This window comes from Lysinibacillus sp. RC46, assembly GCF_041262385.1.
Classification (GTDB): Bacteria; Bacillota; Bacilli; order Bacillales_A; family Planococcaceae; genus Lysinibacillus.
In genome coordinates, this window is sequence record NZ_JBGCCF010000002.1 from 332,311 (window position 1) to 355,311 (window position 23,001).

A 23,001-nucleotide genomic window follows, 5' to 3' on the forward strand; every position below is an offset into this window, starting at 1 on the left:
TCCAACACTCGCTATACTTTTCTTAAAAAGAATTGGAGATAAGAAGATGCGTTTAATATCAATATGTCCTAGTAATACCGAGCTTGTTGCTTATTTAGGTCTGACTGATCAACTTGTTGGTGTCGATGATTTTTCGGATTGGCCATTAGCAGTAAAAAACTTACCTCAGCTTGGCCCAGATTTATCAATTGATATGGATGCATTAGAGGCATTGCAGCCTGATCTTGTACTCGCATCCTTAAGTGTCCCTGGCATGGAAAAAAATATTGAAGCGTTACAAGCTAGAAATATTCCCCATATTGTTTTTAATGCTAATTCATTAGAGGAAATCGCACAGGATCTCCATACTTTAGGTAAAGCCTGTGGAGTTGAAGGGCGTGCAAAAGAAATCTCTGAGGAATATTTACAATGTATAGATCGTCTTCGCACAATTGCTGAAACAATTCCTAAAAAACCTACTCTCTATTGGGAGTGGTGGCCAAATCCTATCTTTACGCCAGGTAAAATAAATTGGCTAACTGAAATTAGTGCCATTGCTGGTGGGCAAAATCTGTTTCAAGATGTAGAACTAGCAAGCGTGCAAACTGATTGGGCAGATGTAGTAAGGCGCGACCCAGACTATATTATGATGGCTTGGGTAGGAGTTGCCTTTGAGCGTATTCAACCGGCTAATTTATTAAAGCGTGCACATGCTCAGGAGCTTCAAGCCGTTAAAATGAAACAGCTTCACGTAATGGAGGAATGGCTTTATTGTCGCCCATCACCACGTCTTATAGAGGGTGCATTAAAGCTAGCGAATATGCTTCACCCCGAAGAATATAAGCACATAATAGGGGAACGAAGGCTAAAACCATCACGTCCTGTGATAACGCCTTCGTGACCAGCATCCTGTTGGCCCGAGACCCTGCAGCGAAGTGAAGCGGCTCATCGAACGCCCCAGGAAGCTTTATTGCGAGAAAGCGAAGCGTCAGCAACAAATGTTTTATCTGTGCGAAAGCGAAGCGTCAGCAACAAATGTTTTATCTGTGCGAAAGCGACGCGTCAGCGGCAAAGCGCCCAACCGGAACGGAAATCACCCCCTCGTTTTGCCGAGGAGCCATACTTTATTTTCAACAAAACAAAACATCCCCTCAAATTTCGAAGGGATGTTTCTTTGTTTGAAGCTGAATTAAACAAACTTCACCATATGGTATTTTTTCTTGCCGCGACGAACAATGCTGAATGCATCTTCTAAACGATCTTTGCCGTCGATTACATATTCTAATTCAGTGACTTTTTCACCGTTCACGCTAATCGCACCATTTGTTACGTCTTCACGAGCTTGACGTTTTGAAGGTGAAATACCCGCTTCCACTAATAAGTCCACAATGTTTTTATCTTCTTTCGCCAATTCAATAGAAGGAACATCTTTAAACGCATCCTTCATTTCATCAGCAGAAAGTGCTTTTAAGTCTCCAGAGAATAAAGCAGCTGTAATGCGGATTGCTTGGTCTAATGCTTCTTGACCATGAATTAAGCGAGTCATTTCTTCAGCTAATGCTTTTTGCGCCTTACGTAAATGTGGTTCCTCTTCTACAGATACTGCTAAAGCTTCAATTTCTTCACGAGAAAGGAATGTGAAGATTTTTAAGTATTTTACAACATCAGCATCCGCAGCATTAATCCAGAATTGGTAGAACTCGTATGGAGATGTTTTCTTACTATCTAACCATACAGCACCACCCGCTGTTTTACCAAATTTCGTACCGTCTGCTTTCGTTACTAACGGAATTGTGATACCGAAGGCTTTTGTCTCTTCCTCATGTGTTTTACGAATAACTTCTAAACCTGTTGTAATATTCCCCCACTGGTCAGAGCCACCTACTTGAATACGGCAGTTGTAATGGTTGTATAAATGATTGTAATCAATACCTTGAATTAAAGTATACGCAAACTCAGTAAATGAAATCCCTGTATCAAGGCGTGATGCAATCGTATCCTTTGCTAACATGTAATTCACGTTAATTAATTTCCCGTAATCACGTAAAAACTCAATCGTATTTATATTGCCAATCCAGTCACGGTTATTCACTAATTGTGCACCATTACCATCTTCTGCAAAATCAAAAATACGCTCTAATTGACTACGGATACCTTGAACATTTTTATCAATTTGCTCAACTGTTTGTAATTGGCGTTCTTCAGAGCGACCAGATGGATCTCCAATCATACCAGTCGCACCACCAACTAATAAAATTGGACGGTGACCTGCTTTTTGGAATCGACGTAGCGTTAAAAGAGGCACAATATGCCCAATATGCATAGAATCCGCAGTTGGATCAACACCACAGTACAAAGATACAGATTGTTCATCTAATAATTTCGTCATACCTTCAGCATCAGTTTGTTGGTACAACAATCCGCGCCATTCTAAGTCTTGTAATAATTCGTTCGTCATTTTTATTCCTCCTAAGTGTTTAATAATTCCGTGTAGGGAGAAACAAAAAAGTCCCTACACGCAAAACATTGCATGCAGGGACGTTATAAACTAACGCGGTACCACCCGGCTTGAAGATGTCATCCATCTTCCTCTTCATTCAACCGCCTTTATCGCAGGCGCGCACGTCTAAGCTCCAAGCACGTAATTCGTCTCTACATTATGACCAGCTTTCACCAACCGCCGGCTCTCTAAACAGGGAATATAGACACTACTGCAAGCTCTTCTTCGCTAGAAAACTATAAGCATTATTCTAAACGATTCTTTTTCATTGTCAATAATTATGTTCGACCTAAATCAATATGTGCTATAATAGACAAGATTTTAGGAGGTCGATACATTGAAAGATTGGATTGAGAAAATCAATGCAAAGATCGATGAATTAATTCAACAAAAATGGATGAAGAAATTACGTATTTCAGGAAGTGTTACCTGGAACTTATTTTTACTATTTTTAGTCTTTGCATTGGTAGGTACTGTATTTGCCGGTTCAGTTGGCGCTGGCTATTTTGCGTCACTTGTAAAAGAAGAGCCACTACGCTCAAAGCAAGAATTACGAAATGAAATTTTCAACTACGATTCAACAAGTGAGATTTATTTTGCTAACGATATTTATATCGGAAAATTACGTACAGATTTAGACCGTCGAACAACAACATTAAACAATATCGCACCTGATGTTATTAATGCGGTATTAGCGACAGAGGACGAGTATTTCCGTGAACATAGCGGAATAGTTCCAAAAGCTGTCATCCGAGGGCTACTTCAAGACGTCACAAACTCTTCCACTCAAACTGGTGGTTCTACACTAACACAGCAACTTATAAAAAACCAAGTATTAACAAACGAAGTATCTTATGAGCGAAAAGCAAAAGAACTTTTACTTGCGATGCGTTTAGAGCACTTTATGAAAAAGGAAGAAATTTTAGAGGCCTATTTAAACATAATTCCTTATGGGCGTAACTCTTCTGGTCGAAACATCGCAGGAGTTGAAACAGCTGCTGAAGGTATTTTCAATGTAAAAGCAAAGGATTTAACGCTTCCTCAAGCAGCGTATATAGCTGGTATTCCTCAAGCACCTTTTACTTACACACCTTTTACAAATACGGGTGCACTTAAAAGTAAAGAAGCTCTTCAACAGGGTATTGATCGTATGAAAACTGTACTTTTTCGCATGAAAGACGCAGGTTACATTAACGAGGCTCAATATAAAGAAGCACTCGCTTATGATATTACTGCTGACTTCCGTTCACCAGAGATGCGAGCGGAAGATCGCTACCCATGGCTAACATATGAGCTTGAAAGTCGTGCGACAGAAATTATTGCTGAAAAACTAGCAGTAGAAGATGGTATTGATCCAGAACGCTTAAAAAATGAAAAAAAATTAAAAGATAAGTATACGATCCTAGCAGATCGTGATGTCCGCTCAAAAGGTTATCGCATCTATTCAACTATTAATAAAGATATGTACGATGCGATGCAAAAAGCAGCGGAAAACTTTCAAAATTACGGTCATACTTACACCGTCAAAGACAAAGACCCTGTAACAGGTGAAGAAATTGATGTTCAAATGCCTGTACAGGTTGGAAGTATTTTAATTGAAAATACTACCGGACGTATTTTAAGCTTTGTCGGTGGTCGTGACTTTGAATTGAAAAAATATAACTATGCTACACAGGCAAAACGTTCAAATGGTTCAACAATGAAGCCACTACTCGTATATGCACCTGCCATAGAATACGGTGTAATCGGTGCAGGTAGCCCATTAGTCGACGTAAAATTCTCTATTCCCGGATGGAGCCCAACAAACTATAATACTAATGATGAACGAGGACTAATCCCTGCACGTGAGGCATTAGCAGATTCACAAAACTTATCAGCTATACGTCTATATTATAGTATTCTTAACAGACGTCCTGCCGATTATTTAGTAAAGATGGGAATCACAACCTTAAAGCCTAAGGACTTCACAAACCCTGCAGCTAGTATTGGGGCCATAGAAGAAGGTATTACTGTTGAAGAGAACACCAATGCCTTTGCAACTTTTGCAAACAGCGGACAATTCATTGACTCTTATATGATTGATAGAATTGAAGACCAAAATGGAAATATTATATATAAACACGAAGTTAAACCTGAACAAGTGTTTAGTCCTGAAACTTCTTATATCGTTACAGATATGTTACGAGATGTGTTAACAAAAGGTACTGGTACAGTTGCAAGAAATACACTTAAATTCTCTTCTGACTTTGCTGCTAAAACAGGTACTTCACAAAATTATAAAGACGTTTGGTTTGTTGGTTATAACCCGAATGTTTCTCTTGGTGTATGGATGGGTTATGATAAAAATGAAACACTAGATGCATTTAATAATACGTATCAACGGCCTAGCGTGCGAATTAACAAGCTATGGGGAACATTAATGAATTCTGTGTATGATGTCGATCCACAATTAATTGCCCCTAAAACTAGATTTACGCAACCGAAAAACGTTGTTACAGCATCATTCTGTGGTATTTCTGGTTTAGCGCCTTCAGCAGCATGTGCTAATGCTGGCCTCGTGCGCTCTGACTTGTTTAACGCAAAAGTATTTTTACCTTCACAGCCTGATGATAGCTTAGCTTCCGCAAGCGTTGTTACGATTAAAGGTAAAACCTATAATGCACTTCCTAACACACCATCAGAATTTGTAAAACCAGGTGGTGCAGGTATTAATCAAGCATTCATTAAACGAATGTTAGGCAGACTTGGTGGTAACCCAGCCAGCCTATTACCAAAAAATTCAACATTATCGAATTCATCGGTATCAGCCGTTGATTTCCCGGCAGATAACAATGCGCCAGCAGCAGTAACTGCTTCAATTAATGGTAATACATTATCTTGGACAGGCTCTTCAAATGATGTAGTCGGTTACCGAGTTTATAAAGTAACAAACGGCGGTAGAACGCTTGTCGGATCAGTGCTTGAATCATCACAAAGCATGACTGTAGCAAGTGGGCAAGCCTATGTTGTTGTCGCTGTAGATATTACAGGTTTAACTTCAGCGCAATCCAATGTCGTTTCTACTGGTGGTAGTGCGAATGAAAAACAACCTGAAAAAGACAAGGAAGAAAATGTTCCACCAACTACCCCACCTACTAACGGCGAAGACTCAAACCAAAACGGAAACGGTTCGGAAAATGGCAATGGGTCAGATGGTAGTAACGGGAATAGCTCAAACAATGGAAACGGCTCGAATAACGGTAGTGGTTCTGGAAATACCGGAAACGGCTCGAATAACGGCAGTGGTTCCGGAAATACCGGAAACGGCTCGAATAACGGCAGTGGTTCCGGAAATACCGGAAATGGCTCAAATAACGGTAATAGTTCAAATAACGGTAATGGTTCCGGAAACACCGGAAATGGCTCTAACGGAGGAGACAACGGAAATACAACTCCACCGACTAATCCACCACCTACCCAATAATAAACAGGCATGGCATACTACAAAGTAATTGTAGTATGCCTGTTTTTTTGTCATTATAAAGGGGACTACTAATTTGAAGGGGTGGAAATAATTGAACATTTTAGTTTTAGGAGGCACTCGTTTTTTTGGTAAAAAGCTTGTTGAACTCTATCTTCAAAATGGGCATAGCGTAACTATTTTAACACGTGGACAAAGTGGAAATCCTTTTGGCACAAAGGTGAAGCAGCTAATTGTTAATCGAGATGATGCCGATTCGTTGTCACAGGCACTATCAGGTACAACATGGGATATTGTCTATGATAATATTTGCTATTCTCCTAACGAAGCTCATAAAATATGTGAAATTTTAGAAGGTAAAACGAAAAAGCTCGTTTTCACATCTACTCTATCCACCTACGAAATAGACAGCATTGTCAAAACTGAAGAAGATTTTAATCCATATGATTATGAAGTTCGGATGGGGAATCGTGAAGATTTTTCGTATGGTGAGGGTAAGCGTCAAGCAGAGGCAGTACTTTTCAAAGAGGCCACGTTCCCTGTTGTCGCTGTACGTTTCCCGATTGTTATGGGGGAGAACGACTATACACGCCGTTTACATTTTCACATTGAACGAATTTTACAGGACCAGCCTATTTCATTACCAAATATTGAAGCAAAGATGAGCTTTATTACGGATGACGAAGCAGCAGCATTTTTATATTTTGCTGGCATTACACCAATTGAAGGACCTTATAATGCAACAGCTACGGGTGCAATTTCATTAAAGGATTTGCTGGGGCTTATTGAAGAAACAACCGGAAAGCATGCGAAAATTTCACTAGTAGGTGGCGATGAAATGTCGCAGTCACCGTATGGAGTTCCTGCAGATTGGTATATGACAACTACAAAGGCAGAGGCTGCAGGCTTTGCATTTAGTCAACTTCATGATTGGCTCCCTACTCTAGTGAAAAAATTAGTAAAAGAGTTACAATAGGATTTCACTAAATAAAAAACTTATCACCATAATGTGAGGTTGATTTCTGTTTCGGCTGGGCGCTTTGCCGCTGTCGCTTCGCTTTCGCACAGATAAAACATTTGCCGCTGTCGCTTCGCTTTCGCGCAGAGCAGAGCTTCCTGGGGGCGTCCGATGAGCCGCTTCGCTTCGCTGCAGGGTCTCGGGCCAACACGATGTTGGTCACGAAGGCGTTATCACAGGACGTGATGGTTTTAGCCTTCGTTCCTCTATCCGCTGATCCCCGAGGAGTCGCCCAGCCTCCACTCCAATCAACTTATTCACATGGCATATATTTTAACAAAATGTCATCCCAAACTTCCGATGATAAGCCATTAAAAATCTGCTAGACTTCTCCAAAGAAAGTCTAGCAGATTCATTTTCATCGTAGTTAATTGGCCTAATACTATAACAGTATCGTTTTTAATATTGCAACTGCTTCATCGATCTCTGCTTTTGAAACGGTTAATGGTGGTAGTAGACGAATAACATTTGGTCCTGCTCCTACTAATAATAAGCCGTTTTCCTCTGCTGCAGCTATATACGAGGCTACCTCAGTATCGCCACAACCAATGCCAAGAAGTAAGCCCTGACCCTGTACCGTATACGTAGTCGGTAGATTCTCTTTCAACTGCTTAACAAAATACGAAGATTGCTGCTGCACATTTTGTAAAAAAGCAGGTTCAAAAACATGATTAAGCACGGTTTCAGCAACACTCATCGCAAGTGGGTTCCCACCGAATGTTGTCCCATGTGTGCCAGGACCAAATGAATCATATAGCTCGGCTGTTCCAAGCATCCCACCAACTGGGAATCCACCACCTAGCCCTTTTGCCAATGTCACGATATTTGGCTTTAAAATCGTTTGCTCATAGGCATATCTTGTTCCTGTTCGTCCAATACCTGTTTGAACTTCATCGATGATTAGTAATATTCCTTTGTCGTCACAGACTTTAGCGATTGCTGCTGCGAATTCTGGTGATACCCTGTTAACACCGCCCTCACCTTGAATCATTTCTAGCATAATTGCCGCAACAGAATCGTCAATCGTTGCTTCAAGTGCTGACACATCATTAAAAGGAAGAATCGTAAATTTTTCAATAAGCGGTCCGAAGCCATTATGTATATTGCTCTGACCTGTTGCGGACATCGCTCCAAAAGTTCGCCCATGAAAAGATTTTTCAAAAGTAATAATATGATTTTTCCCTGTATGCTTACGAGCAAGCTTAATGGCCGCTTCATTTGCTTCCGCACCACTATTACAGAAAAATGCATAAGAAAAATGTGTATCTGCTATTAATTTTTGCGCAACCTTCTCCTGACCGGGAATATCAAATAAATTAGAAATATGCAAAAGCTTTTTACTTTGATCATGAACAGCCTCCACGATTGCAGGATGTGCATGACCAAGACTCACTACAGCAATTCCACTTGTAAAATCTAAATATTTTTTCCCAGCCGAATCTTCTACAACAGTTCCTTGCCCTTTGACAACTTGGGCGCGGCGTTTGCCATAGTTTCCAAATAAAGCACTCATTTTATCAACTCCTACTAATTTTGGCTATAACAATCTTCTTCTCTAAATAACTATATTGCTACCTCTATGCCATTGAAAGGTCACTCTTAAACTATAAAGAAGAATGACTTTTACTAATTTGCTTTCTTCATCCCCCAGATAAAATCGTCGTACCTACTAAGGATTCTCCAACAATTTGCACTGATGGAATGCCTGCACTTAAGCATTCGAGAGCTCCATTAACTTTAGGTATCATCCCTCCATAAATATGCCCCTCCTCAATCCATTGATTGATGAAAGAAGGTGTTGCTTTCGATTGATATTCATCGTTAATGCGAATACCACTTACATCCGTTACAAGTAATAAGCTATCTGCATCTATTGCTAGCGCTATTTCACTTGCTACCGTATCTCCATTAATATTTAATGCCTGACCATGTTCATCTGATCCCACGCAAGCAATAACCGGTACAACCCCAGCACTAATTATTGCTTCTAGCAAAAATGTGTTGACGGTTTTCACTTCACCAACAAAACCGTATACGTCTTTATCTAGATAATCCGCTACAATTAACTGACCATCGAAGCCGTTTAATCCAATCGCAGCAATGCCAGAAGTCGTTAATTCATGAACAAGCGCAGGATTGACCTTTCCTATTAACGTTGACTGTACAATATCCATTGCAGCTTCACTCGTGACACGAATACCATTTAAAGCATGTGATTCTATTCCGCGCACCGCTAGTTCACGGTTAATAGCTGGACCACCACCATGGGTAATAATAAGCTCTATGCCGCTTTCTTGGAGTTTTTTAAAATTCTCAAAAAACGACTCATTTAAGCCCTCTAACGTACTTCCACCAAGCTTAATGACCATTCGTTTACGAGCGGTATGAGGCATTGATTTGAACGTAGTCATAAGTTAGATCACATCCCCAAGCATGCCCCTTGCCTTCCCCAATACCAAGCGACACATAGATTTTCACTTCATGCATTTTTAAAATTTGAATTAACCCATCCTCCGAAAATGGAATCGGCTCACCGTTTTCAACCATCGTAACACCGCCAATTTGGATCGTAATTTTTTCTGGATCAACTGTTGCGCCACTATAGCCTACAGCGGCAATAATACGTCCCCAGTTTGCATCACAGCCAAATACTGCCGTTTTCACAAGTGGTGAACCAACTACCGTTTTAGCAATTTTACGTCCTTCTTCATCCGAAAACGCCCCTTCAACTTCAACCTCAATTAGCTTCGTTGCCCCCTCACCATCTTTGGCAATCATTTTCGCTAAGTCTTCAGCTACTGTTTTCAATGTATAATAGAAGTTTTGCCAATCTGGATGGTCAGGAGTTAAAGCTACATTTCCTGCTAAGCCGTTTGCCATTACAACTACTGTGTCATTTGTAGATGTATCCCCATCCACTGTAATTGCATTGAAAGTCATATTTGTTATATCAGATAAGGTAGCCTGTAGCACATCTGATTCAATATTTGCATCTGTCGTAATAAAACCTAGCATCGTTGCCATATTTGGTTCAATCATACCTGACCCTTTTGCAACACCAGCGATAATAATCTCTTTGCCATCAACAATAGTACTGTAACTTGTGTTTTTCATAACCGTATCTGTTGTCATAATCGCTTGTGCAAAATCAATAGCACTTTCTAAATTATCCTTTGGCTCTAACTGATAAATCCCATTTGCCAGTGGCTCCATATTCATAATTTCACCGATGACACCCGTTGAGCAAACACCTACTAAATTTGCCCCGATACCTAGCTTTTCTGCCATGAGGGCCTGCATTGTTTGTGCATCCTTCGCTCCTTGCTTTCCTGTACAAGCATTTGCATTTCCGGAGTTGACAATCATCGCCTGCATTTTCTTCGTTGTATACACAACCTCTTTCGTTACTTTTAATGGTGCTGCCTGTACAGCGTTCGTTGTAAAGACACCTGCTACACTTGCGGGTACTTCACTAACTAACACAGCTAAATCTTTTTTCTTATGCTTTAAACCACAATGTAAACCCGCAGCTTTAAAGCCCTTTGGTGAAACAATATTTTTACTTGATAATTTTTTCATAATACTCGTGGATGCTATTAATGTCATAAAATTTTTCCTCCTTAGTTAATCAATTTTCCTTGGCATATAAAGAGTAGCTGACGCTCTGCTTTCGCTACATAAAAGATTCGCTGAAATAAGTTACAGAAAGAACGGAACAACATCTAATCCTGTCGTTTGTGGTAAATCAAATTGAACATTCATATTTTGAATGGCTTGCCCTGCAGCCCCTTTAACTAAATTATCGATGACGCCAACAATCGTGGCACGATTCGTACGGCTATCAACTTTCACCAAAATGTCGCAATAGTTCGAACCTTTAACGCGGTTTGTTCCTAGACTATTTACATCTGTAACAATCCGCACAAACGGATGCTTTTCATAGGCACTCTGTAAACAAGCAACTAGCTGCTTCTCTGTAACACCAGACATAACAGGTGCATATGAGGTAGATAAAATCCCTCTAGTCATTGGCACTAAATGAGTATTAAAAGATATGGTTGTATCAACCCCCGCGAACATTGAAATGGCCTGCTCGATTTCCGGTATATGCTGATGTGTATTCGTTTTATAGATTGAAAAGCTTTCGTTGGTCTCACTAAAATGCGTTGTTTGCGATGGTTTATTCCCAGCCCCAGAAATCCCACTTTTCGCATCAATCACTAAAAAGCTCGAATCAATCAATCGTTCTTTTAGCAATGGTAACAACGAAAGTAAAACGGCTGTTGGATAACACCCTGGATTTGCGATAAGAGGAGCATGTTGAACATTTTCTGCATTCCATTCAGTTAAGCCATATACACTTTGTTGAATAAATTCTAATGGCGCAGCTTTTTTACCGTACCATGCTTTATAACTCGCTGGATCTTGTAAACGGAAGTCACCAGACAAGTCTATTAATTTAGGACCTTTCCCTACCAATGGAGGTAATAACTCACTTGTCACCCCTGAAGGTGTACTTGTAAAAACAACATCAAATTTCTCCAAAGCCCCATAATCAATTTTTTGTAAAGGTGTATCGGCAATATTAACAAGATGACCAAACTTAGAAGAAAAATTTACGCCTTCTTCTGAAGATGTGAATAAATCGATCCGTTCCACCGCTTTATGATTATGTAAAAATCGAATAAGTTCTAAGCCACCATATCCGGTTGCACCAACAATTCCTACTTTCAATGCACTCACCTCTGAAATAAGTTAAAATTAGTATACGTCTGCATATTTATTAAGTCAACTGAATTTTTATTTATATCTGAATTTTTCGCAATATTTATTGAGTAATTGATTTTAAGACAAAATTTGAAGAACTAGACGAGTATTTGGCATGGTCTAATTTCTTGGATTCATTTGCGTTTGATTCTGATGAACATTCTTTTCGTGCATTTGCGGTGGAAAATTGCTTATACCCAATAAAGATACCATTAAGAAAAAAATGATAATAACAAAGTTTTTGGGAATATTTGTAGAATGATAATATATAATGAAAGAAACATAAGTAACCTTGGTTAATAAAAGGACGGGATTATGAAAAAGGGGAATATAAATTTGAAAAAAATTTTTTTAATATTGAGTTTGTTATTATTAGTTGCGTGTTCAAATGATGAAGTTAAATATGATGGAGCACCTTTAAAAATTGCTGTAGTTGGTGATATTCCTGAATTAAATAACGAAAAAATTCATTTCGAACCAATTTCATTAGATGATTTTAGTGAAGATACATTGCATATTTCAACAAATTTTGATGCTGTTATGATAACACCAGTGATGTTTGAAGAAGCATCAGATGATAGATTTGTTAAAGTTTATAATAATTCTAAAATGCCAATTATTTTTTTTGATTCAACAAAACGTCATTTTCCATTTACAAGAGAAGGGGTTACCTATGAAACAGCTCATTGGGAATCATTAAATAATAGATCTCATACAACAATTTATTTATCTGATAACGATGCAAATAGAGAAGATGCTTGGTATTTCTATTTAAAAGGTGAAAAAGAGTTAGATATCCTTTACAAAGATATTTTCCAAAAGATCGAAACATTATAAAGGTATATTTTCATGTATTTTCCATCAGAAAACCAGCGTATTCGAAAATTCTCGAATACGCTTTTCATTTGAGAAAAAAATACTCAAGTTAAACAGCGCTTTTTAAAAAAGAAAGCAGGAATTTTTCGTCGACCGAATAAATTCCTGCTTCATATAATTAATCTTCCATCGTAGATAAATCACCAGTTGGTAAATTTAACTCCCACGCCTTTAACACACGACGCATAATCTTACCACTGCGTGTTTTTGGTAGCTTATCCTTAAATTCGATTTCACGTGGTGCTGCGTGTGCAGATAAGCCCTTCTTAACAAAATTACGAATATCCTCTATCAATGCATCTGAAGGTTCAACTCCCTCACGTAATGATACAAAGGCTTTAATAATTTCACCTCGGACAGGATCTGGCTTTCCAATCACCCCTGCCTCTACTATATCGGGGTGCTCTAGTAGCTTACTTTCTACCTCGAAAGGACCTACCCGCTCACCAGCTGTCATAATAACATCATCTACACGCCCCTGGAACCAGAAGTAGCCATCATCATCCATATAGGCAGAGTCCCCAGACACATACCATTCACCTTTTAAGAAATAGGATTCATAACGCTCTGGATTTCCCCAAATTTGACGCATCATTGCAGGCCAACCACGTCGAACCGCTAAATTCCCCATTGTAAAAGGTGGTACTTCATTACCCGCATCATCAACAATCGTCGCATGAATACCTGGTAATGGTTTACCCATTGAGCCTGGCTTAATATCCATAGAAGGATAGTTACAAATCATATGCGCACCAGTTTCTGTCATCCACCACGTATCATGAATGCGTTGACCTAACTCATCAGTCCCCCAACGAATTACCTCTGGATTTAACGGCTCACCAACAGATAAAATGTGACGTACCGAAGATAGATCATAGTTCTCAAGCATACCACTACCAGCACCCATTAACATTCTGAAAGCAGTTGGTGCACTATACCAAACTGTTACACTATAATCCTCAATAGCTTGGTACCAAGCTTGTGGTGAAAATCTCCCACCAACAATTAGCATTGTGACACCATTTAACCATGGACCAAAAATGCCATACGCTGTGCCTGTCACCCATCCTGGATCAGCTGTACACCAGTAAATATCGTCTTCACGCAAATCTAATACCCATTGCGTAGATTGATATTGTTGAAGCATTGCATTATGAACATGCAATACGCCCTTTGGTGCTCCAGTTGATCCAGAAGTATAATGAAGAATCATACCATCCTCTCTGTCCACCCATTCAATATCAAATTGAGAAGATGCTCCTTTCAAGCGTCTATTAAAATCTAAAATTTGTGTTGTTTCCTCTATATCAGATCCTACTAAAAAGACGTGCTGCAAATGTGGTAGCTTTGCTAAAGGTACGCGTTCAAGTAACTCTGGTGTTGTCACTAATACTTTAGCTTCGCTATCTGCAAGTCTGTCATAAACAGCACCTTCCATGAATGCCTCGAATAGTGGACCTACAATCACACCCATTTTCAATGCGCCTAATAAAGAAAAATAAAGCTCCGGTGAACGCGGCATAAAAATAAATAATCGATCACCTTTTTCCAAATTTGTTGCTGCTTTAAAAACATTTGCGGCTTTATTCGTCAACTTTTTCATTTCATTGAAAGAATAAGCCTCTTTACGCTTTCCATCATTAAAATAAAGTGCAACTTTGTTTTTTCGATGCGTTTCTGTATGACGATCAATTGCCTCGTATGCCATATTTACAAGCCCTGTTTCATACCAACTGAACCCCTTTTCTGTCTCTGTCCAATCATGTGTTGCCGCTGCTTTCTCATAATCAAGCAAATTATATTGCCCCGGTAAAGCATTCAACTTCTCCAACATTTTCATCCCCATGAAACTACCCCTCTCTTTGCGATCGCCTTAGTATATTAGTAAGCAAATTTTCAATTATGCCTCGGCATAATTGCGTCCGGAATCGGCTTAGTGCTTGCACAAAGCCGATTTCATGACATCCGCCGGAGGCTTTAACTTCTTTCAGCAGGTGTTTGGATACCCGTTGAAAAGTAACTTAATTCAGCATCAGCATTCTTCTCACCATCTATAGAAGTGGGAGACTTCTGTACCTGCCGCTACGCTTTCGGTACAAAAGTGATTTGTAACTGCCGTTTCACTTACGTTACAAAAAACATTTGTAGCTGATGCTTCGCTTTTGCTACAATAGACATTTGCTGAAAGAAGTTAAATCGTAATTTCATTAATTCCCCCTTAAAAATCCGCCACCTTCTCCAAAGACAACTACGTTATGTAGCACTTGTTATACAACAGTTAAGGTAGTGTAAAATTAGTGAATGCTTATTCACACTACATTCATCTGTTGAATAACAGATGCAATATACATATATTTTACACGAAATCACTAAGAATGTCTTAATATTTTCACTTTTCTAAAAACACAGGTATATTTTGCAAAAAGTAGCGTTTTTCCGCAGGAAATCAGCTATAATGGAACTATTAAACTCAGGTGGTGTAATTATGGAACACAAAAAAACTTTTTTTTCTGTCACAAAGGAAACAAAGCATGGTACTGTGTATGTGGAAGGACCTGTTCCTCCAGAAAAATTAGCGACATATTCATTCCACGAAGGCTTGGTTGCTTTTAGACCTCCAAAGCAACAGCAGCAAGCCATTATAGAAATTGCAGGACTTCCTGAAGGACGAATTATTATTATTCGAAATGAAAACATTATTGTAGGCTACGTTACTTATCTATATCCCGATCCACTCGAACGCTGGGCGGAGGATCGTATTGATAACATGATTGAGCTAGGTGCTATTGAAGTCATTCCAGACTATCGTGGTACAGGTGCTGGTAAAGCACTACTAGCCGTATCTTTTATGGGAGATGAAATGGAAGACTATCTTGTTATCACTACCGAATATTATTGGCATTGGGATTTAAAAGGGACTGGTTTAAACGTTTGGGATTATCGCAAAATGATGGAGAAAATGATGGGCTCTGCCACCTTCGAATATTTTGCTACAGATGACCCTGAGATCACATCACATCCTGCTAACTGCCTGATGGCACGTGAAGGCAAACGCGTGCCTCCTGAGACAATGGAAAGATTCGATAGACTTCGCTTTAAAAATCGCTTCATGTATTAAAACCAACACAAAGGGGATGAGTATATGATCGTAGAAGAAATTATGAATAATGAGCCCTACACGTTGGCTCCGACAAATACAGTGGTTGAAGCGCTGAAGTTCATGCGTGAGAAAAAAGTACGTCATTTACCAGTTGTAGATGAGGAGCATCATGTTCTTGGGGTGATCACTGAAAGAGATATTAAAGAGGCATTGCCTTCCTCGTTACGGGATGAGCCTAATTCACCAGTTTTTAATGCAAAAGTGGAAGAGATTATGATTAAAAATCCAATTGTCGGTCATCCTCTTGATTTCGTAGAGGAGGTTGCTCTTACTTTTTATGAATCTAAAATAGGCTGTTTACCAATTGTCTCCGGAGGAAAATTAGTTGGGATTGTCACTACCACAGATTTACTCTATACATACATAGAGTTAACTGGTGCCACTGAACCTGGCTCAAAAATTGAAATTCGTGTATCCGATACGCCAGGAATATTATTTGAGATTACTAAAATTTTTCGTAAACATCATGCAAATGTCCAAAGCGTCTTAGTTTATCCTGACTCTGAAAATACGCAAAATAAAATTTTAAGTATCCGAGTAAAAACTCTCAATCCACTAGCTATGATTGAAGAACTTCGTAAAGAGGGCTTTGATGTATTATGGCCTAATTTACCAGGTGTTTCATTACAATGAAAAAAGCAGTATTTGTGTACTCGCCAGAGCAACTCGGATATAAATTTTCAGATACCCATCCTTTCAATCATAAACGCTTGACGCTTACAATGGATTTGTTAAAGAATATTGATGCTCTTGATGATTTGGATATCGTTCCAGCTCGTGTCGCAACAGAGGAAGAACTTTTACTTGCACATGATCCAAAATATATTGAAATCGTTAAAAGAGCAGGACATGGTGAGCTTTCAGAGGCACAATGTGAAAGCTACGGCATAGGCACCGAAGATACACCCATTTTTGAAAATATGCACGAAGCAAGTGCACAGCTTGTCGGTGGAACATTAACAGCTGTCGATTATGTAATGGAAGGAAAAGCCGAGCACGCCCTCAATCTAGGAGGAGGGCTACACCACGGCTTCCGCGGCCGTGCATCAGGTTTTTGTATTTATAACGATAGTACAGTAGCTATTCGCTATTTGCAGGAAAAATACAATGCTCGTGTACTTTATGTAGATACCGATGCCCATCATGGAGATGGGGTGCAATGGAGTTTTTATGAAGATCCAGATGTTTGTACATTGTCTATTCATGAAACAGGGCGCTATCTTTTCCCCGGAACTGGTAATATTACGGAACGCGGGAATGGACAGGGCTATGGCACTTCTTTTAATTTTCCAATTGATGCTTTTACAGAAGATGAGAGTTTCCTAGACATATATGAAAAGGCTATGCGAGAAGTCTTTGAATTTTTCAAGCCGGATGTTGTGTTAACGCAAAACGGCGCAGATGCACATTATTTTGATCCATTAACACATTTATATGGAACAATGAACATTTATAGAGAAATTCCAAAGCTTGCGCATAAATTAGCACATGAATATTGTGGGGGGAAATGGATTGCCGTTGGCGGTGGAGGCTATGATATTTGGCGTGTTGTGCCTCGCGCGTGGTCGATGCTATGGCTTGAAATGACAGATCAGCAATTACCAACAGGCCCCCTACCACAAGCTTGGTTAGATCGTTGGCAGCCAGAAGCACCAGTGCCTTTTATTCCAACTTGGGAGGATCCAAATCCATTGTATGAGCCAATCCCTCGAAAGGCTGAGATTGAAGAAAAAAACGCGCAAATGCTAACCAAAGCGCTTCATATTATTCGCAATGAAAAACACGTTTAACACTATGCCTCACGACAATCGTGAGGCTTTTTATTTTCACCTTAGTCCTCTATCGGTTACTTTCGGCTTTCAATCTCTCTATAAAAAAAACACGCAAATCCATTATCAGATTTACGTGTTAATTACTGTTATTTACTTTTGACAGACTGTCGATGTTCTATACGATGAGGTAAAATAACCGCTTCGTCCTCAACAGGCTCTTTGCTCATCAATTTAGTTAGCAAGCGCATTGCGACAGCTCCGATATCATACAGCGGTAATGCGACACTTGTTAGCTGTGGACGAACCATGCGTGCTAATTTTGAATTTTCAAAGCTGATCACTTCGATATCCTCAGGTACATCTTTACCTGCATCCTGTGCACCATGAATCAATCCAATTGCTAATTCGTCACTACCTGCAAAATAAGCAGTTGGAGGATTTTCAAGTGAGGATAATGATTCCCACGCCTCTAAGCCCATATCATAGCTCGATTCTTCTGCAGCGATTAGTGATTCATCTATAGGTAAACCTGCGTCTTGTAAGGCTTTTTTATAAGCTTCAAGTTTGAATTTTCCATTAATAGTATACGTAAGCGGACCTGTTACGAAAGCGATTCGCTTATGGCCATTTTGAATGAGTAATGTAATCGCCTCATAGGCTGCTTGGAAATAATCAATGTTAACAGTCGCAATTGTTTGCGATTCATCTACTGAACCTGCAAGCACAATTGGTACCGGTGAATGATCCATAGTTTGTTGCATTTTTTCAGTTACTTCATCACTCATCATAACAATACCGTCAACCTGTTTTCCTAGCATTGTATCCAGTAGCTGAAGCTCTTTATCTTCATGTTGGTCTGAGTTGGCTAAAATAATATTGTAACGATACATTGTTGCAATATCCTCTACACCACGTGCCAGCTCCGCATAAACATTATTTGCAATATCCGGGATAATCACGCCAACTGTTGTTGTTTTCTTACTTGCTAATCCACGCGCTACTGCGTTTGGACGATACTCTAATCGTTCAATTACTTCTAATACTTTTTTTCGTGTTGCCGGTTTTACGTTTTGATTACCATTGACTACACGAGAGACCGTTGCCATAGAAACATTTGCTTCTCTTGCAACATCATAAATTGTAACAGTCATCGTACGTGCCTCCCTTTTTTCCTTTTATAGCCTTATCATACGATAATTTTCATATTCTTTTCAAGAAGCAGTATGTACATGAAAAGAAAAACCAAGTACAAATAGTACTTTTCTAGTCATTATTTTGTCACTATATAGTAAACACCGCCTGCCGATTAAAGCAAGCGGTGTTTATCAACATATCAATTATGCCCCGGCATAATTGCGTCTGGAATCGGCTTTGTGCTTAAGCCTTGCGTGATGCAGGTCAGTTAGCTGTTATCGCATGGATGCGATGGTTTTAGGCTAACATCCCCTAAGAACTCCTTTCCGATTCCCTGACATCCGCCGGAGGCTTTGGGCCAACAGATGTTTTTTGCGCGAAAGCGTAGTGCAACGTAGCGACAGCACAGATGTTGGTCACTCAGTCGTGTGTTGTTGCTGTCGCTTCGCTTTCGCACAGATAAAACCGTGTTGCTGTCGCTTCGCTTTCGCACAGATAAAACCGTGTTGCTGTCGCTTCGCTTTCGCACAGATAAATTGCCACAGGACGTGGCGTTCTTAGACTGAGTTTCTCTATTTCAGCGGGTGTTTGGACACCCACTGAAAAGTAACTTAAATCTGCATTCATCTCACCACCTATAGAGGTGAGAGACTTCTGTACCTGCCGCTACGCTTTCGGTACAGAAAATAATTGCTGAAAGAAATTATGCATTGATTTCATGGCTCTTCATGAATTTTTGTAGTGTATCGTAGAAAGCATCAAATGTTGGAATATCCATTTGTTGTTGTGAATCAGAAAGTGCTACAGATGGATCTGGATGCACCTCTGCCATAACGCCATCAGCTCCAATAGCAATTGCTGCCTTAGCACATGGTAATAGTAAATCACGACGACCTGTTGAATGCGTTACGTCTACAAATACTGGTAAATGCGTTTCTTGTTTTAAAATTGGTACAGCAGAAATATCTAATGTGTTACGAGTTGCTTTTTCGTAAGTACGAATACCACGCTCACAAAGAATGATGTTCTCATTTCCTTTAGACATAATGTATTCTGCAGCGTGAATGAATTCATCAATTGTCGCCGCTAAGCCTCTTTTTAAAAGTACAGGTTTATTTGTTGCACCCGCAGCTTTTAATAATTCGAAGTTTTGCATATTACGTGCACCAATTTGGATAACATCGATGTAATCTAAAGCTTCCTCTAAATGACCTGGTGTAACGATTTCCGTAATAACGCCTAAACCGTATTCCTCTGACACACGTTTTAAAATTTTAAGTCCTTCTAATCCAAGACCTTGGAAGTCATATGGAGAAGTACGTGGTTTATAAGCGCCGCCACGAATTAACTTTTCACCTTTTGCTTTAATAGATTCTGCTACTGCCGCTACTTGTTCGTATGATTCTACAGCGCAAGGTCCAAATACGAAAGATGGTTTTCCTTGGCCAATTAGCTCACCATTCACATTAATGACAGTATCTTCTGATTTTTTCTTACGGGAAACAAGTAATTCTTTTTTCTTATCCGCTTCAAGTTGTTTTAAAGCTGTTTTAAAGATTTGCTTAAATATATAATCAACCGTCATTTGGTTTAATGGACCTTGATTGTGCTCTTTAATAAGATCAAGCATATGGCGTTCACGTAACGGGTCATAGCGATTCACACCTTGTTTTTCTTTAATCTTACCGATTTCATCAACTACTGCTGCGCGTTCGTTAATTAGACGAAGAATTTCTAAGTTTAAACCGTCTATTTGACTACGTAAGCTTTCTAAATCTTTTTGGCTCATGTTTCTTGCTCCTCTCCTCATGACAGACACTTTCAGAACTCTGAAATGTATGTTACATTTTTAGATATTAGCAACATTATAATCAATGTTGCACAGAATGTCACGCATTTTTAATTTAGCGCTTCAACTCGCTAAATTATATTAACATATTACAAGAAAGGAAGCGAGTATAACGTTTCGTGACATCCGCAGGAGGCTTTGGGCCAACAAATGTTTTTTGTGCGAAAGCGTAGCGTCAGCAACACGATGTTGGTCACTCAGGCGCTTTCACAGGATGTGAAGTTCTTAGCCTGAGTTCCTCTATGCCAGCTGAATTTTGCTGAAAGAAGTTAACATATAACTAGAAAGGAAGCGAGGACATTGAGTTCAAAATTATTTGCACTTGATATCGGTACACGTTCTGTAGTAGGCATTATTTTAGCTGAAGATAATGACCGCTTTCACGTGGAAGACATCTTAGTAAAAGAACATAAAGAACGCGCCATGGTTGATGGTCAAATACATAATGTCATGTATGTGGCAGATTTAATCAATGAAATTAAACATGAACTTGAAGAGAAGCATGGTCCTTTAAAAAAAGTGAGCGTCGCTGCGGCTGGTCGCTCATTAAAAACAGAACAAGCAAGCGTGACGATCAATATACGTAATCGACCAATCTTTACAGAAGAAGATATAAGTCGTTTAGAACTGCAAGCTGTTCAACAGGCACAGCAACAGCTCCTTCAACAAAAAGAAGACGCTAAAATAAGCCACTATTATTGTGTTGGTTATTCAGTTTTATACTATCGTTTAGATGGCGAAGAAATTGGTAGCCTACTCGATCAGCAAGGTGATGAAGCACAAATTGAAGTTATTGCTACGTTCTTGCCACGAGTTGTCGTAGAATCACTTATCGCGGCTCTTAAACGCGCGGATTTAGAAATGGATGCACTAACATTAGAACCTATTGCAGCTATTAATGTGCTTATCCCCCCAACAATGCGTCGTTTAAATGTGGCGCTTGTTGATATTGGTGCTGGTACATCTGATATTGCCATTACCGATAAAAGTACTGTTGTCGCATATGGCATGGTACCAACAGCTGGTGATGAAATAACAGAGGCTTTAAGTGACCACTACTTACTCGACTTCCCAGTTGCCGAAAAAGCGAAACGTCAACTGCAAACAGATGAAGAAATTTTAATACAGGATATTTTAGGCTTTGACCAATATTATCCGAAAGAAGAAGTTCTTCAAGCAATTGAACCCGCTGTAAAGCAACTTGCAAAAGCCATTGGGGAAGAAATTTTGCGTCTTAATAATCGCTTAGCTCCTAAGGCGGTAATGCTTGTTGGTGGAGGTAGCTTAACACCAAATCTTACAACTGAACTTGGACTGGTACTAGATTTACCTGCCAATCGCATTGCCGTTCGAGGGATTGATGCCATTCAAAACTTAACGAAGGAAGATCATATCAAAGCATCTCCTGAATTGGTGACCCCAATTGGTATCGCCATCGCAGCAAAAAAAATGCCTATTCAATATATGAGTCTAACTGTCAATGAGCAAGTAGTTCGCCTTTTTGAATTAAAGGAAATGACCGTTGCCGATGCATTTTTAGCAGCCAATATTCGAGCAAAGCAATTATATGGAAAACCGGGATATGGATTATCAGTGAATGTAAATGGACAAGATATTTTCATCCCTGGTGGTCACGGTCAGCCGGCAGAAATTTTAGTGAATGGTCATCAGGCATCCACAAAAACGATGATTAAAACAGGCGATGCTATCCAGCTAATTGAAGGCCAAGACGGTCAGCCAGCTAATGCTACGGTGAGAGATATTGTAGATGATGCTGCCATTAAAACAATTACAATTCAGCATACAAAATATGTAATTGAACCACAAATAACTGTTAATAGTTCTAGTGCATCACTCGATAGTGCATTAAATGATCGAGATGTTGTGATGTTTGAAATATCCGAAACAGTCGAGGATGTATTTAAGCTCACAAATAATTGGGAGTTATTAAAACAATTTGAGTCATTTTATATTCAAGTGGACGGAAAGCCACTTTATTTACCAGAGTTTTCAGCCCATCTAATGATTAATGGTAAACCAGCTAAAATGTCATATGCTGTCCAAGATGGTGATGTACTTACATTTCAGCAACAAACATTCCCTACTGTTCAACGGATTGCTGACCAAATGAATGTTTTACTTGAGGATAAAATCATCATACACTTTCAAAACGAAGTGTTAGAGCTGAAGAAGATGGCCAACGAAGTTCTCGTTAATCATGTAGTAGTTTCACCTCTTTCAACCGTTCCAAATGGAGCAACACTTTCATTTAAAGAAAAAGACCGAAGTCGTTGGATATACCAGGATGTGTTCCGCTTCTCTAATTGGCAACTACCTACTACATTTAAAGGTAATTTTACAATTTTACGAAATGGTCAACCGGCCAGCTTTGATATGGAGATTTTCGGCGGGGATAAATTAGAGATTTTACTAGAAAAAGCGCCCATATCTTAAAAAAAGGGATACGTTACATCTATGATAAGATG

Annotated in this window: 17 protein-coding genes and 1 other annotated feature; of the genes, 8 read left to right on the forward strand and 9 right to left on the reverse strand. The window is 39.4% G+C overall.

Annotation, left to right across the window (positions count from 1 at the left end; translation table 11 throughout):
* Positions 1 to 46: 46 nt before the first annotated feature.
* The gene (locus tag ABH966_RS03480) at positions 47 to 880 is read left to right on the forward strand and encodes a cobalamin-binding protein (protein ID WP_370075753.1); all 834 of its coding nucleotides are present in this window, start codon (positions 47 to 49) and stop codon (positions 878 to 880) included.
* A 288-nt stretch (positions 881 to 1,168) separates the two neighbouring features.
* On the opposite strand, the gene tyrS is transcribed toward ABH966_RS03480, so the two are convergent.
* Positions 1,169 to 2,437, reverse strand: a complete 1,269-nt coding sequence (gene tyrS, locus ABH966_RS03485; protein ID WP_370075755.1) for a tyrosine--tRNA ligase — start codon at positions 2,435 to 2,437, stop codon at positions 1,169 to 1,171.
* A 73-nt stretch (positions 2,438 to 2,510) separates the two neighbouring features.
* Positions 2,511 to 2,714, reverse strand: a binding site (T-box leader).
* Between the two features lie 102 nt (positions 2,715 to 2,816).
* On the opposite strand from tyrS, the gene ABH966_RS03490 reads away from it, so the two are divergent.
* Positions 2,817 to 5,942, forward strand: a complete 3,126-nt coding sequence (locus ABH966_RS03490) for a transglycosylase domain-containing protein (RefSeq protein ID WP_370075757.1) — start codon at positions 2,817 to 2,819, stop codon at positions 5,940 to 5,942.
* Positions 5,943 to 6,033: 91 nt separating this feature from the next.
* Positions 6,034 to 6,915: an NAD-dependent epimerase/dehydratase family protein gene (locus ABH966_RS03495; RefSeq protein ID WP_370075759.1), complete on the forward strand. Its 882-nt coding sequence runs from the start codon at positions 6,034 to 6,036 to the stop codon at positions 6,913 to 6,915.
* A gap of 424 nt (positions 6,916 to 7,339) precedes the next feature.
* On the opposite strand, the gene ABH966_RS03500 is transcribed toward ABH966_RS03495, so the two are convergent.
* From ABH966_RS03500 to argC, 4 genes are all read right to left on the reverse strand, one after another.
* Positions 7,340 to 8,470, reverse strand: coding sequence for an acetylornithine transaminase (locus ABH966_RS03500; protein ID WP_370075761.1), 1,131 nt, complete (start codon positions 8,468 to 8,470; stop codon positions 7,340 to 7,342).
* A 127-nt stretch (positions 8,471 to 8,597) separates the two neighbouring features.
* Positions 8,598 to 9,368, reverse strand: a complete 771-nt coding sequence (gene argB, locus ABH966_RS03505; RefSeq protein ID WP_370075763.1) for an acetylglutamate kinase — start codon at positions 9,366 to 9,368, stop codon at positions 8,598 to 8,600.
* Entirely contained in the window at positions 9,331 to 10,563 is a 1,233-nt protein-coding gene (argJ, locus tag ABH966_RS03510; protein ID WP_370075765.1) for a bifunctional glutamate N-acetyltransferase/amino-acid acetyltransferase ArgJ, read from the reverse strand. The genes argB and argJ overlap by 38 nt, the downstream gene beginning before the upstream one ends.
* A 93-nt stretch (positions 10,564 to 10,656) precedes the next feature.
* Positions 10,657 to 11,691, reverse strand: coding sequence for an N-acetyl-gamma-glutamyl-phosphate reductase (gene argC, locus ABH966_RS03515; RefSeq protein WP_370075767.1), 1,035 nt, complete (start codon positions 11,689 to 11,691; stop codon positions 10,657 to 10,659).
* Positions 11,692 to 12,060: 369 nt separating this feature from the next.
* On the opposite strand from argC, the gene ABH966_RS03520 reads away from it, so the two are divergent.
* Positions 12,061 to 12,561: an amino acid oxidase gene (locus ABH966_RS03520; RefSeq protein ID WP_370075769.1), complete on the forward strand. Its 501-nt coding sequence runs from the start codon at positions 12,061 to 12,063 to the stop codon at positions 12,559 to 12,561.
* Between the two features lie 157 nt (positions 12,562 to 12,718).
* Here the strand turns inward: ABH966_RS03520 and acsA are convergent, their stop codons facing one another.
* A complete protein-coding gene (gene acsA, locus ABH966_RS03525; protein ID WP_370075771.1) occupies positions 12,719 to 14,446 on the reverse strand; it encodes an acetate--CoA ligase in 1,728 nt (575 codons plus the stop codon).
* A gap of 639 nt (positions 14,447 to 15,085) precedes the next feature.
* Between acsA and ABH966_RS03530 the strand changes: the two genes are divergently transcribed.
* From ABH966_RS03530 to ABH966_RS03540, 3 genes are read left to right on the forward strand one after another with little or no spacing between them, the layout of a single operon-like run.
* Entirely contained in the window at positions 15,086 to 15,718 is a 633-nt protein-coding gene (locus tag ABH966_RS03530; protein WP_370075773.1) for a GNAT family N-acetyltransferase, read from the forward strand.
* Positions 15,719 to 15,742: 24 nt separating this feature from the next.
* Entirely contained in the window at positions 15,743 to 16,393 is a 651-nt protein-coding gene (locus ABH966_RS03535) for an acetoin utilization AcuB family protein (RefSeq protein WP_370075775.1), read from the forward strand.
* Positions 16,390 to 17,550 carry an acetoin utilization protein AcuC gene (locus ABH966_RS03540; protein ID WP_370075777.1) on the forward strand — a complete coding sequence of 387 codons (1,161 nt, stop codon included), beginning with the start codon at positions 16,390 to 16,392 and terminating at the stop codon, positions 17,548 to 17,550. The genes ABH966_RS03535 and ABH966_RS03540 overlap by 4 nt, the downstream gene beginning before the upstream one ends.
* A gap of 128 nt (positions 17,551 to 17,678) precedes the next feature.
* On the opposite strand, the gene ccpA is transcribed toward ABH966_RS03540, so the two are convergent.
* From ccpA to ABH966_RS03555, 3 genes are all read right to left on the reverse strand, one after another.
* Positions 17,679 to 18,683, reverse strand: a complete 1,005-nt coding sequence (gene ccpA, locus ABH966_RS03545) for a catabolite control protein A (RefSeq protein ID WP_370075779.1) — start codon at positions 18,681 to 18,683, stop codon at positions 17,679 to 17,681.
* 403 nt (positions 18,684 to 19,086) lie between these two features.
* The gene (locus tag ABH966_RS03550) at positions 19,087 to 19,293 is read right to left on the reverse strand and encodes a hypothetical protein (protein WP_370075781.1); all 207 of its coding nucleotides are present in this window, start codon (positions 19,291 to 19,293) and stop codon (positions 19,087 to 19,089) included.
* A 76-nt stretch (positions 19,294 to 19,369) separates the two neighbouring features.
* Positions 19,370 to 20,455 carry a bifunctional 3-deoxy-7-phosphoheptulonate synthase/chorismate mutase gene (locus tag ABH966_RS03555; protein WP_370075783.1) on the reverse strand — a complete coding sequence of 362 codons (1,086 nt, stop codon included), beginning with the start codon at positions 20,453 to 20,455 and terminating at the stop codon, positions 19,370 to 19,372.
* Positions 20,456 to 20,815: 360 nt separating this feature from the next.
* Here ABH966_RS03555 and ABH966_RS03560 point away from each other — a divergent pair, with 360 nt between their 5' ends.
* Positions 20,816 to 22,969, forward strand: a complete 2,154-nt coding sequence (locus tag ABH966_RS03560; RefSeq protein WP_370075785.1) for a cell division FtsA domain-containing protein — start codon at positions 20,816 to 20,818, stop codon at positions 22,967 to 22,969.
* Positions 22,970 to 23,001 lie beyond the last annotated feature (32 nt).

Excerpts from the sequence above, each read along its gene's own strand:
- argJ (WP_370075765.1), bottom strand. The coding sequence starts at position 10,563 with ATGACATTAATAGCATCCACGAGTATTATGAAAAAATTATCAAGTAAA.
- ABH966_RS03555 (WP_370075783.1), bottom strand. The coding sequence starts at position 20,455 with ATGAGCCAAAAAGATTTAGAAAGCTTACGTAGTCAAATAGACGGTTTA.
- acsA (WP_370075771.1), bottom strand. The coding sequence starts at position 14,446 with ATGGGGATGAAAATGTTGGAGAAGTTGAATGCTTTACCGGGGCAATAT.
- ABH966_RS03550 (WP_370075781.1), bottom strand. The coding sequence starts at position 19,293 with ATGAATGCAGATTTAAGTTACTTTTCAGTGGGTGTCCAAACACCCGCT.
- ABH966_RS03540 (WP_370075777.1), top strand. The coding sequence starts at position 16,390 with ATGAAAAAAGCAGTATTTGTGTACTCGCCAGAGCAACTCGGATATAAA.
- ABH966_RS03530 (WP_370075773.1), top strand. The coding sequence starts at position 15,086 with ATGGAACACAAAAAAACTTTTTTTTCTGTCACAAAGGAAACAAAGCAT.
- argB (WP_370075763.1), bottom strand. The coding sequence starts at position 9,368 with ATGACTACGTTCAAATCAATGCCTCATACCGCTCGTAAACGAATGGTC.
- ccpA (WP_370075779.1), bottom strand. The coding sequence starts at position 18,683 with ATGACTGTTACAATTTATGATGTTGCAAGAGAAGCAAATGTTTCTATG.
- ABH966_RS03500 (WP_370075761.1), bottom strand. The coding sequence starts at position 8,470 with ATGAGTGCTTTATTTGGAAACTATGGCAAACGCCGCGCCCAAGTTGTC.
- ABH966_RS03480 (WP_370075753.1), top strand. The coding sequence starts at position 47 with ATGCGTTTAATATCAATATGTCCTAGTAATACCGAGCTTGTTGCTTAT.
- tyrS (WP_370075755.1), bottom strand. The coding sequence starts at position 2,437 with ATGACGAACGAATTATTACAAGACTTAGAATGGCGCGGATTGTTGTAC.
- ABH966_RS03535 (WP_370075775.1), top strand. The coding sequence starts at position 15,743 with ATGATCGTAGAAGAAATTATGAATAATGAGCCCTACACGTTGGCTCCG.